This is a genomic window from Chryseobacterium mulctrae, assembly GCF_006175945.1.
GTDB lineage: Bacteria > Bacteroidota > Bacteroidia > Flavobacteriales > Weeksellaceae > Chryseobacterium > Chryseobacterium mulctrae.
Window position 1 is genome coordinate 2,070,224 of the sequence record NZ_VAJL01000001.1, and the last position, 12,868, is coordinate 2,083,091.

The following is a 12,868-nucleotide window of genomic DNA, read 5'->3' on the forward strand; positions in this document are numbered from 1 at the left end:
CATTTATGTTACTACTTTTTTTTTTGAAGCTCCTGGTTCGGGCTTGTCTGTAGGAGTTCCGGAACCTGCATCTTTTATTCCTAAAATTTTCAATCCGGTGATCTGTTCAATCTGTTCCGGATCAAAGTCGAAATAACCTCCTAAAGCCTGTACAATCTTGATCAGCTTATCAATGGTCATTTCGTCTTCATCATCCCACTCAAAATCAAAGTTTGCAAGGTTTGAATAGACCGGTGATAGTTTTACGAGCAATGGAATCAACTTTTCATTGACAATGTTTCGGACCAAAAGTTTATCTGAAGTAAATCTGAATTGTGCTAATTCAAATTGTATTTCTACTGATCCTACAAAGCCTTTTTCGTCAGTTAATCCGGTTCCACCGAGAATACGTTTTGAAACTTCATTATCTGCACGCTTAATAAGACCGTCAAATGCTTCCTGACTGTTGGTTGAGGATATGTTTGGAATCTCAAATTTCTCACTTCCTCTTCCGATCATGAAATTATTTGATTTGAAATTTGTTGCCATTTCAAAAAGTTCCAGTAACCTATCATCATCTTCACGGTCGGTGGTTACAAATAAAGGCGGCACACCATATTTCTCAATAAAGTCTAACCATGATCCTAATCCTAATTTTTTAGCCAGGATAATCGGTGCTATTAACGCCCGGGTTCCTAAATCTTTATAATCTTTACCAACCTGAATATAATAGTTTGATAAAGGACCAAATTTATAATCTTCACCGGTGGTTTGTCCTGGTTCCTTCAGGATGATTCCTTTTTTAGGATTGAAAAAAGGCTGCTTTATTTCTGTTACTTCCGTTAAAAAACCTTCTTCATTTGTTTTAAAGGCTTCTATCAGTTTGGTTCCGTCAAATTTATATTCAATTATCAGTTTGATAAATTCCTGAAACCATAAAGTTTTAAATAACTTTTCAGCTTCTTCATCACGTTCTTTTGATGTTTTACTCACCAGTTTAAATGGAGATTGTTGTGTTTTAGCGATTCTTGTTTCAATCGTTGATTCTAAATGATTATCAGTTTTCTGATTCTCGTATAACAGGTGAAGGTTTTGTTTATCCGGGTTGTCGGGGTCGGTTGCAAGCATTACCGCCGTTTTCCATGAATTCAAATCTTCAGCTTTCATCATTGTTGCCTGATGTTTTACTACATCTGAAGGCATTGCTGTGTTTTGTCTCTTTCCAGCAGCTACAATTGAATTAAGCTGAGTATAGGAAGCGTTTTGCAAAAAGAAAGCTTCAGCGGCTCTGTAGATTTTATTGTTTTTAAAACGGTTTAAAGGTGTTTTCATTAGATATAAAAGTTTTCATTTTTAAGATTACCGTACAACATTTTAGAAGCAGCGGTTCCGGGGCTTGTTGGATCATTAACCTTTGCAGGTAAATCATCAAACTTGATTATCCCCCGATGCATTTTATCCAATTCACGTTCAGCCCAGGTTAAATCCTCTTTTACATCATCTGGGACCTTTCTTGTAGCGTTACGTTTTTTAATATCATAACCGACCATTTTTGCGAGAATCTTTATGATGTGGGGATGTCTGATAGGTGTTGAGAAAATGGATTCAACGTTGTAGTATTTTGAAATCATTGACTTGACCTCAGAGATTCTATGGGTCTCCAGTTCGTCTCTCGCTTCTTCAAAATCTTTTGTGCTTTCGTTAAGAAGTCTTTCCTGTGTATAAGCGTTTAAATCTTTGTCTTGTAAATAAATCATATTCTTTCGTTTTTAGGCTTCATTTTTCCCATTCTGATTTTACCCTTTTTTGAAGGAGTGTATTTTTCAAGTTTTTTGGTACAGGCTTCATGACTATCCGGAAAGTCATCATGACCATTATATCCAGGTTCTATACCTTTAAGTTGGCTTACTGCTACCTGTGTATCATTATTACCTTTTATAGCGTTATTCCAGTAAACCCGGTTGTTTTGATAATAAGAAACCATTGACATAATCCTGTCTTCTTTATTACCCTTGATTGTTACTTTTTCAAGCCGTAATTTGATACCTTCTTCTTCTTCTACTTCATCAATTGTTCTCTGTACTTCATCATTCCAGAACTGCGATTCAAACTGCCAATGCACACGTATGCCTGACGGTAGGTTTCTTTCAAAGTTGCACATCCATTGTAACCCGGCTCTCATTTTTGTTTGTTTGCAAAAAAGATCGTAGATGTAGAATTTTTTTTCTTTTAATCCTTCTACAGTCACAGAATTGTAATCACTGTTTTCGTTTCCGGCGTATGCTATATCCCAATGACCTACAATGTGCTCAAAGTCTTTCATGTTCATTTCAATCCAGTTGAACATTTCATCCTTAAATACTGTTCCTTCAACATGTGGCTTATGGTTGTATTCAGCATTTCCTGTAAGAGTTCCAATTCCTTCAAAAGGATCCTCAATCAAAACCCTGAAGTAATCATCCGAATATTTCTGATGCCAAGTAGGTTTGTAGGTAATTGGATCGTAAGCACAAACTTCATGAACAATCCATTTCGGGTGTTTTCCCTGAAGCTTAGTCTGAATCATTACTGGTGCAAATCTGTTATTTGCCTGCCACCATCTACGATATTCACCGTCCATTGTAGGAATCAGGTCAGACTCAATCCATTTTACAACTTCATTCTGACGTTTAGGATTCTTTACAAGCTGTTTATCTTCGATATCATCACAGACAATCATAGTGGGACGTAGATTTTTTACTCTCAGACCTCTAACGGATTGACCCATACCTAAAGCCTGACCGATAAAACCTCCTTTAGCAATAAACCTTTTATCCTCCCAACTTCCGATCTGATGCTGTTCTCCAAAATCTGAAATGATCCTGGGGTTTGCCTCAAATTCTGCTTTGATATCTTCGAGTAGCTGTTTTGCTTTATCGAAACTGTTTCCGATGATAACCAAATACACAGGTTCACCACACAGCCAACGCCAAAAAGGGATTATGATATTGCTCCAGACAGATTTTGCCAATGCACGACCCCACTGACAAAAACCTTTAAAAGTTTTATGTTTTCCAATAAGTTCAGCAAACTCGATCTGAAAGTCAGCACATGCTGATGTTGCATAATGTGGGAAATAGTATTCAACCATTCCACGGATATCGGTATGATAGGTTTTTATTCTATCTTCTTTTTCTTTTTTTGTTTCGTTAAGGTTAGGTGATCCGGCAGAACGTGCAAATTCCAATTTCTTCAGATACGCTTCTAAAGCTTCCTTATCCTGTCTTTTCATGTATTGGTTCGGTATTAGTTTTTGAAAGGTTTTAAAAAGCGTTTAAACGCCTTTTAAACGTTATTTGTAAACAAGGGCGGCTTGCAATATGTGTTCGTGCTGAAAGTCTAAGGTTTTCATGTAGGTTTTTTCATCATGCTTTCTCAGATCAGAGAAGATCTTCTCCATAATTTCAATATACTTTGTAAGCGTGATTTTGTTTTCAGTATGGAAGTTTGAAAGTGTTTTATTCCACATGGCAATTCCTTGGTCGATAAAAACGGTTTGCCTTTTCATGTCTTTGACCTCACCTTTCAGATCAGCGATCTGTGTTTTCAGTTCTACCTGAATGTTTTTATTGGATACTTCACGGGCTTCTTTCTCCAGTTCTCGAATTTGTTCCGGATACTCTTTGATTTGCTTCATGATCTCCAGTCTTTCGATTGCGAGATCATCAATAACCTGCTGAATACGGTCAAGGCGTTCGCCTGACTGGTTTGTTTTAGAATCACGAATGCTTTTCCAATTGCCGTTTTTGATCCAGTCCCCAACGGTATTCGGTCGTACCTTGCATTTAATCGCAATTTCCTTTGCTTCAAGCTTCTCTTCTGTGAAGTAGAAAAACGCCAGGTTCTTCTGCTCTTGTTTTGCCATTAGTATAGAATTAATGAAGCAAAATTGCATTCAATAAAGATGTCTGTAAAATTCCAAAACTGAATCAGACCGTAAATCTTACCAAATCGTACCGTAAATCGTACTGATTTAGTATGCCGATTTTACAGATGAAAAAAACATCCCAAAATTTGCCACAGAAAAAGCAAACGGATGGCAGTTAAACGGATGAAAATCGAAGCCTCAGTAATTGATGGGGTATTAATATTAAGAGTTTCCGGAAGAATTTGGCAGGGTGAACTGGCTAGTACTTTCAAGTGGGAAATTGATGCTGCTATGGCTCAAAAGATCACGACAGCACAACTGTATCTGAACACGGAAGGCGGAAGTGTATTTGAAGCTGAAGAAGCTATCAATGAACTCTTACGACTCGGTGAAGAAAATGTAAATATTACAGTCGGAGCATTAGCAGCTTCTGCCGGGACAAAGTTCTTATGTGCATTTAAAGCAAAGTGCTACAAGACTTCTCAATTTATGATCCACAAGCCGCTCACCTATGTTCAGGGAAATGAGGACCAGGTTAAAGCTGATTTAAAAGCTTTAGGGAATATTACCAATAGTTACCGTACAGCATACGCCAAAAAATTCAATAAAACGGAAGCTCAGATCGATGAGTTATGGAAAAACGATTATTGGATGGATGCAAAGGAAGCGAAAGAAATAGGCTTGATCAGTGAAATTATCGATGAAGATGTTGAAGTCGATGAAAGTACAGTAGCAATGATGGTTGCATGTGGTTGTCCCAACATTCCCAAACCGACCGAAAAAAAAGCAGAAAATTCTAACAACAATACCAACATGGATATCAATCAATTAAGATCGGCATTAGGAATGTCGGCAACTGCAACAGAACAGGAAGTTCTTGACAGATTAGCACAAAACAAAACAAAAGCAGATCAGGCTGCTGCAACAGAAGCAAGCGCAAAGGAAAAAAGTGCTCAAAATGCTGAGACTTTTGTAAACAAGGCGATCCTGGATAAAAAAATCACAGCAGATCAGAAACCGATCTACGTTTCCCTGCACATTCAAGACCCTGCCAATACTGAGGCGCTTTTAAATGGTATGAAGGGTGTGACTGCTGCATCTACAGGTATTCAGGAAAATGCTACCGGAAAAGAAGTTGCTACAGGAAGAGAAAACTGGGGGATTGATGATTATTTGAAAAATGACCCTCAGGCTCTTGATGCTTTAATTGCTTCTGATCCTGATGCTGTCAAAAAAATGAATGCAGCATATTCTCTTAAAAAATAACTAATAACTATGTCACAAAAAGTAGTAAGCGTTCTCGCTTTAAAAAACGAATTGGCAGTCACTGAACTTATTAAACAGTTCAATCATGAGCATACATGGCTTGCTGAAGTACCATCAAAACCGCAATGGGTCGGAAATGATGTGATTAAAATTCCTATCCAGGGAGATGCTCCAAAAGTATTAATTAACAATACGATTTATCCTATCAGTGGCTCTCAGAGAGAGGATGGACATTTAAAGCTTTCATTAAATAAATATGAAACTGAAAATACTGAAGTAACTACAGATGAGCTTTATGCTTTACCGTATGAAAAGGTAAATGATGTTCAGGTTCAGCACCGTGAAACATTGGAAGATGTGACAGCAGAACATGCTTTGTTTTCAATTACTCCACAAAACGATACTGCTACATCACCGGTAATCGTTACTACTGGTCCAGTAGATGATGCAGGTAGAAAAAGGCTGATTACGAAAGACCTTAGAACTTTAAAGAAAAAGTTGGATAAACTGAAAGTTCCAAAGAAAGGACGTGTATTGGTTCTTTGTTCTGATCACGTAGATGATTTGCTTGAGCAGGATGAGAAATTCAATCAGCGTTACATGAACCACGAAGAGGGCGTAATCGCTCAAAAATATTACGGATTCAAAATCTATGATAATATTTATTCTCCTGAGTTCACGGATGCAGGTGAAAAGATTCCTTATGGAAGCGCTACTTCAGGTACGGAAGCTTCAGTTTGTTTCTTTGCTCCAATGACTGCAAAGGCTCCAGGAACAGCAGAGAGGTATGCTATCGACAAAACGCAAAATCCTTCTTACAGAAGACACGAGATCGGATTTGAAATGCACTGGATTTGTGTAGCTCTTAAAGATGAAGGTCTTGCAGCAATCAGATCAGGAAAAGCAGCTTAAAAATTAATAACCATTTATATACCTACAAAAGTCATGTCACTCAATTCTTTATCATTAAAAATCGCTCAAAGCCAAAACGGCGTACAGGAAGTTCCAAAAAATAGCAATGCCGGACCGGCAGTGGAAAGTTATCTTAAAAGTGTTGGGCTTGGTAAAGGATATGCATGGTGCATGGCTTTTGTTTATTGGTCGGTCAAAGAAGCCTCAAAACAACTCAATACAGAAACTCCTTTAATTAAAACTGCCGGCGTTCTCCGTCAATGGAATGAAATCACGCCAAAGATGAAAGTAACTAAATCGCCAAAGTCTGGTGATATCTTCATCATGGATTACGGGAAAGGTCAGGGTCATACCGGATTTGTTGTTGAAGTCCGTGCTGATGGTTCACTAAAAACTATTGAAGGAAATACCAACGATGAAGGAAGCCGTGAAGGATATGAAGTGGCTTATAGAATCAGAAAACAATCAGCAATTAAAGGATATATCAGAATAGCTAACTAAACTAGCTCACTAACCATGAAAACAAACTTATTCATATTTATATTTTCTTTCTTACTGGGATGTTTGCTTTTGACATCTTGCAAAAGCAAACAACTCCCGGGAGAAACCAAAGAAACCATTATCACTAAAACAGAAATCGTAAAAGACACGATTTTGACAGTTGAAAAAGATAGTTCTTTTTATTCTGCTTACATCGACTGTGTTAATGGTAAGCCTGTTCTTGTTCAGTCTGAAAAGCAGATCAAGGATTACAACAGTAAGAATCCAGGAAGAAATGCAAAAGCTCCAAAAAGTAAATCCGGAAAATCTCTTAACGCTCCAATTGTTAACCTTCAGGATGGTCAGTTAAAAATTGACTGCCAAATAGAAGCCCAAAAGATATTTTTCAAGTGGAAGGAAGTGTACGAAAAACAGTGGGAAATTACCCACAAACCGCTTCCGCCTGTTGAAAAGTCTTTAACAACATATCAGAATGTCAGGATATGGATTGGAAATATATTCATTTGGGTCGCAGGTATTGCTGCTTTGGCATTTCTGATCAGATTTTTAATCTCTAAAAAATTAATATAGTGAAAAACACATTAGCATTATCACAACTCATCGTTGTTGCGGCTGTAACCTTTCAAAATGAAATGCACAGCAAAATCCAAAAGGTCTACGTTTCAGAAGATGGATACACCTTCTTAGATGAAAACAGGGCTAAAATTCATTGCAAAACCATTGAAGGTCTGAAGTATCACACGATCACAAGAACTGAAGCACACGGAACTCAAGCTGAGCTTTTGACAAGTGATGAAGATATCGTTGATCTGAAGGAATTGAAAGAAAGATACGAAGAGCTGTACGGAAAACCTGCACATTACAATATTGGTGAAGAAAAGCTAAAAAGCTTAATTGCCGAAAAAGAAGCAGATTTAAACGCTGTTACATCAACTAATCAGAACGATCAGAACCCTGCATAACATGGGAAAGTTACAAGCTATAAAATTTAAAAAAGCAAACGGTGGTCTCGGCAGGACCACCGCTGCTACAGACAACGTTTCCATGATTGTTATTGCTATGAGTATCGCAGGTTCATCCCTGGTGTATGGTCAGGCAAAAGAGCTCTTGGAAGCGAAAGATGCTGAAGTTTTTGGAATTACTGAAGCCTTTGATGCAAACAATAAAACTCTTGCATATCATCATATTTCAGAGAATTTCAGATTAGCACCGGAAAGCACATTGTTTATTTTGCCTGTTGAAGCGAATACGACTATTCAAAGCAAAATTGCAGTGACGTTAACTGCTCTTAAAAAGAACAGATCGATTAAGGGAATTGGTTTCGCTGGATTCACCAATGATCTTTCCACACTGACTGATGAACTGGATGCTATTCAAGCTGATTTAGTAAGTGAAGCAGCCAAAGAAGGAATTGATTTGGATTATGTAATTCTTGAAGGTAAAGGAACTGCAGAACCTATCCTTATTAATGATCTTGAAGATTTGGCACTTAATCAAGCTCCTAATATCTCACTCGTTATTGCTCAGGATAGAGATATTGCAGCCTTAGACCCGGCGTATTCAAAATATGCTGCTGTTGGTGCAAAATTGGGAATGATCAATGTAAGAAATGTTGCTGAAAACATTGGGTCTGTGAACATCGAGAAGAAGCCGTTAGACAGCCTTTCATTTGATACTTATCCTTTAACAAGCTCAGCAGCCGGAAGATTTGTCAATGTTGGTATTTCAACTGGTCAGACAATGGATGAGTTAACAAATGTTCAGATTGTTGCACTTAACAAAAAGAAGTACATTTTTGCAGCTCAGTATGAAGCTGAGGCAGATTTTTACTTCAGCAATTCCCCGACCTGTGTTACTGAAGCAAGCGATTATTGCTACATCGAAAGAAATAGAACCTGGAACAAAGCGAAAAGATTAATCAACAGAACGCTTCTTCCAAAAGTAAAATCAAAAGTTCCTAAAGACCCTTCTACCGGGTTTGTGAAAACAACTACGATAAGCAACTGGGAAACGCTATTGGAAAAAGCCTTAGACCAAATGGTCAATGCAGACGAGATTAGCGGTTATTCATTGAATTTGGACGCTCAGCAGTATCCGGACGAAAGTACACCTTTCAAAATCCAATGCTCTTTGGTTGCTCATGGTATTGTGCATGAGTTTGAGGTCGAATTAGGTCTTACAAATAAAATTTAGACATGAGAGCAGGCAGTATTATAAACAGTTTAGGAAAGCTTCAGGGCTGGAATAACATAACTACAAACCTATTTGGTCGGGATGCTGTAGGGATTACAGAAATTTCTTATGATGATTCAACTAAAAAGGAGAACGTTCAGGGAGCCGGTCAATTCATGGTCGGAAGATCAGAAAGTAATTATGAAGCAAAAGCTTCCATTACTTTATTAAAAGAAGAGGTGGATGCTATTTTAGATACCCTTCCTCCTGGAATGAGATTACAAGATATTGAAATGTCCGATATCGTTATTCAATATGCAATTAAAGGAGGACGTATCCGAAAAGATATAATCCGTAATGCAGAATTTATCGGAAACGGTATTGATGTAAAACAAGGCGATGGTTCTATGGCTATAAAACTTGAACTAATCATTTCGCACATCGACTGGAATGTGCTTTAATTATCATTTAAACATTATTTAAACGTGGAAAACCAACAAGAAAATACAGCTGAAGAGTTAATTCTGGACGAATTTTCAGACAACGCTCCTGAAACTCAAGAAAACACACCTGAACTTAAAGAACAAAAACTTCTTATCAATAATCTTTACTATGAATCTGATGATTTTGGAAAGTTTACTGAAGATGAAGTAAAGAACGCTAAGATTAAATATGGTAAAAGATTAAGATATCTGAAGGTAACAACGCCGGACGGTATTTCTGAATTTATTATTAAAAAGCCGAGTCGTGCTACGTCCAGTGCTGTGCATGATGCTATCGAAAAAAAGAATCAAGATCTTGCTTCCGAAATAATGCTCAGTAATTGTGTGGTAATAGGTGATTTGGAAGATATTGAAGAAGATGCAGTAGTATTTGCAAAAGTTACAAGCTTCCTGACTTCGATGGTAAAGGAGGCTGAGTTAGAGGCAAAAAAGCTATAGAAGCCTCACACATTGAAATAATCAATGATGATGAAGGCACGCCAATCCTTGAATTAGATAGTATCAGAAAAGCTAACGCCATAATCAGGATTTCATATGGTATTGATCCGGATACACTCTCAGATGAAGAATTCGCCCGTTTAGTGAACGATTATGCATTTGTAAAAAGATTTGAAAGTCAAATTCAAAAAATAAATTTTCAAAGTGCGCTTGTCGAAATTCTCAATGAGATGTTTCCGGAAAAAATGCCGGAAAAAAACTATTAACCATAAAACTTTAAAAGCAGCTTAAATGCTGCTATGATAAAAAAAATAATGAGCACGGCTACTACAACCTGGGTATTGAATCTTTCGGAAAATCTTATTCCGAAATTTAAAACTGTAGGAAATGAAGGTGAAAAAGCCGCTGAAAAAATAGATCAGAATTTCGATAAAGCCGGAAAAGAAATTGATCAAACGAGGAAAAAAACAGAAAAACTTAAGACTTCACTAAAAGATATGAGTTCCATGAACTGGAACGCTCTTTCGGAAGGCTTTGAAAGAATATCAGGAAGGCTATCAAGTATGAAAGGTCCTGGTGCTGACTTTGATGAATCGATGCATGAATTAAAAGCATTGACAGGAGTTACTGATGAACAGATGGCAAAGATGACGAAAAGCGGTCGTGAAATGGCTCTTGAATTTGGAGGTAACGGAGCTCGCCAACTATCATCATATCAAAATATTTTAGGTGCATTAGGACCTGAAATTGCTGAGAACGACGCTGCTCTTGCTAAAATGGGACGTAATGTCAATATTATGTCTAAAAGCATGAAAGGGGATGTTTCCGGTGCAACCAATGCTCTTAATAACGCCATGATTCAGTTTAAAGTAAGCTTGGAAGACCCCATGCAAGCTGCTGAAGAAATGGATAAAATGATGAACGTCATGGTTGCTTCAGCAAGAGCTGGTTCTGTAGAGGTTCCTCAGATTTCAGATGCTTTATCTGAAGTTGGAGGAGTTGCTAAAATGAGTAATCTGACATTTGAAGAGACCAATGCTTTACTTCAGGGAATGGCAAAAGGAGGTGTTGAAGTTGGAAAATTAGGAGTTGCCTCGAGAAATGCACTTTTGAAAATGGCAGCGCCTGTAACCTTAAGTGATGATGCATCCGAATATTTGAAGGCATACGGTGTTGATCTAAAGAAAGTATCTGACACAACAATTCCATTCGCAGAAAGACTAAGAGAACTTCAAAAGGTAGGTCACGATATGAATGCTTTGGCGTTGATATTTGGAACTGAAAACGTTCAAGGCGCTCAGGCAATGTTATCTACTATCAACTATCAGGAAGAACTTACCGCAAAAGTTACCGGGACAAAAGATGCCTATACTATGGCAGCTGAAAACATGGAAAGCTGGAAAGAAAAAATGTCACGTTATTCTGCTCAGATTGACGATTGGAAGACTTCTATTTTCGATGCTATTTCACCAGTTATAACATTGACTGAAGCAAGTGGTGAAATGCTTGCTACAGGTTCAGATTTAGCAAATATCTATTCAGGGATGGCGGGTCCAATGAGCAATTTTGTTAGATGGATAAGAAGTGGGGCTGCTGCTCAAAAGCTTTCAAGTATCTGGACGGGAATATCAACATTTGTAACCAATGCTTACACTGCTTCTATAAACGTTGGTCCTTTAAAAGCTTTTACAATGTGGGTTAGAAATTCAGCACTTGCTCAAAAATTATCAGCAACCTGGACTGGGATTGTAACAGCTGCTCAGTGGGCTTGGAATGCTGCTTTAACTGCTAATCCTATAGGACTTATTGTAGTAGGTATTGCCGCATTGGTTGCATTGGTAGCAGCAGCAATTGTTTACTGGGATGACTGGGGTGCAACGCTATTGATATTTATGGGTCCGGTGGGGCGTATAATCGCTGCTTTCAAGTCTATTTATGATCATTGGGATAGCATCAAAAAAGCCTTCCAGACTGATGGAATTTTAGGAGGTTTAAAAAGAATTGGTGTTGTGCTTTTAGATGTTCTACTTAAACCACTTCAGCAAATATCTGGATGGATTGATAAAATATTCAATACTGACCTTGAAGCCGGGATCAAAAAACTAAGAACCGAAATGGACTTAGTTACCGAAAATGAAAAGAAGTCTGAAGCTGATGAGAAAGCCAAAACTAAAGGCGAAAAGGTAGTCCCAAAACAAAAACAGCTTACCGAAAAAGAAAGGATCGACAAGGCGATAAAAGAAGGTAAACTGGTCATGTATATGGGTAAAGCTGTTCTTCCTTCTACCAGGGATAAAGCTGAAGTGTAAATTCCAGTGATATTGACCACCCAATTTCAATTCAAAGTGACCAGGTAATTTCGGTTTAAATTGACCACCCTTAAATTTGATAAAAACTCTTGCTTTTCATGTGTCAATTAATATTCAAATATAATAATTAATTACTCCCTGCTAACTCTTCTCTTTTTTCTCATAGATTCCCCCTGGAGTTCCAGGCGGTGAGACTGATGGATAAGTCTGTCCAGAATAGCATCAGCTATGGTCTTTTCGCCAATGATGTCATACCAGCCTTGCACCGGGATCTGTGATGTCACAATGATGGACCCGTTGTTGTGACGGTCTTCTATGATCTCCAGAAGGGTTATCCTGTTGGCACTGTCCAAAGCCTGAAGACCAAAATCATCAAGGATGATCACATCCTGCCTTTGTAGTTTTGCTAGTTCGCGCAGGTATGACCCGTCTGCTTTTGCCATTTTTAATTTGGCAAACAGCCTGGAAGTATTAAAATAATTGACCTTGAAGCCTTCGATACAGGCCTGGTAGCCCAACGCAGTTCCCAGGTAACTTTTACCCACGCCTGTACTTCCTGTGATCAGGATGTTCTCATTTTTCTCTACGAACTCACATCCTGCAAGACGCATTACCAGATTACGGTCGAGATTGCGGGTGTCATCGAAGTTGACACTTTCAATACTGGACCTGTAATGGAACTTGGCATTTTTGATGCTTCGCTCTATGCGTCTGTTGTGCCTCTCATCCCATTCGGCATCGATGAGCATCGATACAAACTGGTCGAGGGTATAATGGTCTGTCCTTCCGCTTTCAATAGCGGTCTTAAAGGCATTGTGCATGCCGTAAAGCTTCATTTGCTTCATTTTGCTCACTGTCGGTTCGTTCATAACTGTTGGTAT

14 protein-coding genes are annotated in these 12,868 nt (G+C 38.2%); 9 read left to right on the forward strand and 5 right to left on the reverse strand.

Features of this window, described 5'->3' with window-relative positions:
- Positions 1 to 3 precede the first annotated feature (3 nt).
- The 4 genes from FDY99_RS09340 to FDY99_RS09355 are packed head-to-tail and all read right to left on the reverse strand — an operon-like array spanning position 4 to position 3,883.
- Positions 4 to 1,311, reverse strand: coding sequence for a phage portal protein family protein (locus tag FDY99_RS09340; RefSeq protein ID WP_139420966.1), 1,308 nt, complete (start codon positions 1,309 to 1,311; stop codon positions 4 to 6).
- Positions 1,311 to 1,736: a hypothetical protein gene (locus FDY99_RS09345; RefSeq protein WP_139420968.1), complete on the reverse strand. Its 426-nt coding sequence runs from the start codon at positions 1,734 to 1,736 to the stop codon at positions 1,311 to 1,313. The genes FDY99_RS09340 and FDY99_RS09345 overlap by 1 nt, the downstream gene beginning before the upstream one ends.
- On the reverse strand, positions 1,733 to 3,250 hold the full coding sequence (locus FDY99_RS09350; protein ID WP_139420970.1) for a hypothetical protein: 1,518 nt from the start codon (positions 3,248 to 3,250) through the stop codon (positions 1,733 to 1,735). The genes FDY99_RS09345 and FDY99_RS09350 overlap by 4 nt, the downstream gene beginning before the upstream one ends.
- Before the next feature lie 60 nt (positions 3,251 to 3,310).
- Complete coding sequence (locus tag FDY99_RS09355; RefSeq protein WP_139420972.1) at positions 3,311 to 3,883, reverse strand: hypothetical protein; 573 nt, start codon at positions 3,881 to 3,883, stop codon at positions 3,311 to 3,313.
- A gap of 171 nt (positions 3,884 to 4,054) precedes the next feature.
- Between FDY99_RS09355 and FDY99_RS09360 the strand changes: the two genes are divergently transcribed.
- The 9 genes from FDY99_RS09360 (at position 4,055) to FDY99_RS09400 (ending at position 11,987) form a co-directional block, all read left to right on the forward strand.
- Entirely contained in the window at positions 4,055 to 5,152 is a 1,098-nt protein-coding gene (locus tag FDY99_RS09360) for a Clp protease ClpP (RefSeq protein WP_139420974.1), read from the forward strand.
- Positions 5,153 to 5,161: 9 nt separating this feature from the next.
- The gene (locus FDY99_RS09365; RefSeq protein WP_139420975.1) at positions 5,162 to 6,064 is read left to right on the forward strand and encodes a hypothetical protein; all 903 of its coding nucleotides are present in this window, start codon (positions 5,162 to 5,164) and stop codon (positions 6,062 to 6,064) included.
- A gap of 33 nt (positions 6,065 to 6,097) precedes the next feature.
- The gene (locus tag FDY99_RS09370) at positions 6,098 to 6,565 is read left to right on the forward strand and encodes a CHAP domain-containing protein (RefSeq protein ID WP_139420978.1); all 468 of its coding nucleotides are present in this window, start codon (positions 6,098 to 6,100) and stop codon (positions 6,563 to 6,565) included.
- Between the two features lie 15 nt (positions 6,566 to 6,580).
- Entirely contained in the window at positions 6,581 to 7,135 is a 555-nt protein-coding gene (locus FDY99_RS09375) for a hypothetical protein (protein ID WP_139420980.1), read from the forward strand.
- Complete coding sequence (locus tag FDY99_RS09380; protein WP_139420982.1) at positions 7,135 to 7,527, forward strand: hypothetical protein; 393 nt, start codon at positions 7,135 to 7,137, stop codon at positions 7,525 to 7,527. The genes FDY99_RS09375 and FDY99_RS09380 overlap by 1 nt, the downstream gene beginning before the upstream one ends.
- A 1-nt stretch (position 7,528) precedes the next feature.
- Positions 7,529 to 8,758 (forward strand): DUF2586 family protein, encoded by a 1,230-nt coding sequence (locus FDY99_RS09385; RefSeq protein ID WP_139420984.1) that lies wholly within the window; start codon positions 7,529 to 7,531, stop codon positions 8,756 to 8,758.
- A gap of 2 nt (positions 8,759 to 8,760) precedes the next feature.
- Positions 8,761 to 9,198: a hypothetical protein gene (locus FDY99_RS09390; protein ID WP_139420986.1), complete on the forward strand. Its 438-nt coding sequence runs from the start codon at positions 8,761 to 8,763 to the stop codon at positions 9,196 to 9,198.
- Between the two features lie 24 nt (positions 9,199 to 9,222).
- Complete coding sequence (locus FDY99_RS09395; RefSeq protein ID WP_139420988.1) at positions 9,223 to 9,678, forward strand: hypothetical protein; 456 nt, start codon at positions 9,223 to 9,225, stop codon at positions 9,676 to 9,678.
- Between the two features lie 299 nt (positions 9,679 to 9,977).
- Positions 9,978 to 11,987, forward strand: a complete 2,010-nt coding sequence (locus tag FDY99_RS09400) for a phage tail tape measure protein (protein WP_139420990.1) — start codon at positions 9,978 to 9,980, stop codon at positions 11,985 to 11,987.
- A 131-nt stretch (positions 11,988 to 12,118) separates the two neighbouring features.
- Here the strand turns inward: FDY99_RS09400 and istB are convergent, their stop codons facing one another.
- Positions 12,119 to 12,856 (reverse strand): IS21-like element helper ATPase IstB, encoded by a 738-nt coding sequence (gene istB / locus FDY99_RS09405; RefSeq protein ID WP_139420992.1) that lies wholly within the window; start codon positions 12,854 to 12,856, stop codon positions 12,119 to 12,121.
- Positions 12,857 to 12,868: the final 12 nt, after the last annotated feature.

What these genes read in the sequence shown, in the direction of transcription:
- FDY99_RS09340 (WP_139420966.1), bottom strand. Translation starts at nt 1,311, where the DNA reads ATGAAAACACCTTTAAACCGTTTTAAAAACAATAAAATCTACAGAGCC.
- FDY99_RS09375 (WP_139420980.1), top strand. Translation starts at nt 6,581, where the DNA reads ATGAAAACAAACTTATTCATATTTATATTTTCTTTCTTACTGGGATGT.
- FDY99_RS09370 (WP_139420978.1), top strand. Translation starts at nt 6,098, where the DNA reads ATGTCACTCAATTCTTTATCATTAAAAATCGCTCAAAGCCAAAACGGC.
- FDY99_RS09390 (WP_139420986.1), top strand. Translation starts at nt 8,761, where the DNA reads ATGAGAGCAGGCAGTATTATAAACAGTTTAGGAAAGCTTCAGGGCTGG.
- FDY99_RS09365 (WP_139420975.1), top strand. Translation starts at nt 5,162, where the DNA reads ATGTCACAAAAAGTAGTAAGCGTTCTCGCTTTAAAAAACGAATTGGCA.
- FDY99_RS09345 (WP_139420968.1), bottom strand. Translation starts at nt 1,736, where the DNA reads ATGATTTATTTACAAGACAAAGATTTAAACGCTTATACACAGGAAAGA.
- istB (WP_139420992.1), bottom strand. Translation starts at nt 12,856, where the DNA reads ATGAACGAACCGACAGTGAGCAAAATGAAGCAAATGAAGCTTTACGGC.
- FDY99_RS09360 (WP_139420974.1), top strand. Translation starts at nt 4,055, where the DNA reads ATGGCAGTTAAACGGATGAAAATCGAAGCCTCAGTAATTGATGGGGTA.
- FDY99_RS09350 (WP_139420970.1), bottom strand. Translation starts at nt 3,250, where the DNA reads ATGAAAAGACAGGATAAGGAAGCTTTAGAAGCGTATCTGAAGAAATTG.
- FDY99_RS09385 (WP_139420984.1), top strand. Translation starts at nt 7,529, where the DNA reads ATGGGAAAGTTACAAGCTATAAAATTTAAAAAAGCAAACGGTGGTCTC.
- FDY99_RS09400 (WP_139420990.1), top strand. Translation starts at nt 9,978, where the DNA reads ATGATAAAAAAAATAATGAGCACGGCTACTACAACCTGGGTATTGAAT.
- FDY99_RS09355 (WP_139420972.1), bottom strand. Translation starts at nt 3,883, where the DNA reads ATGGCAAAACAAGAGCAGAAGAACCTGGCGTTTTTCTACTTCACAGAA.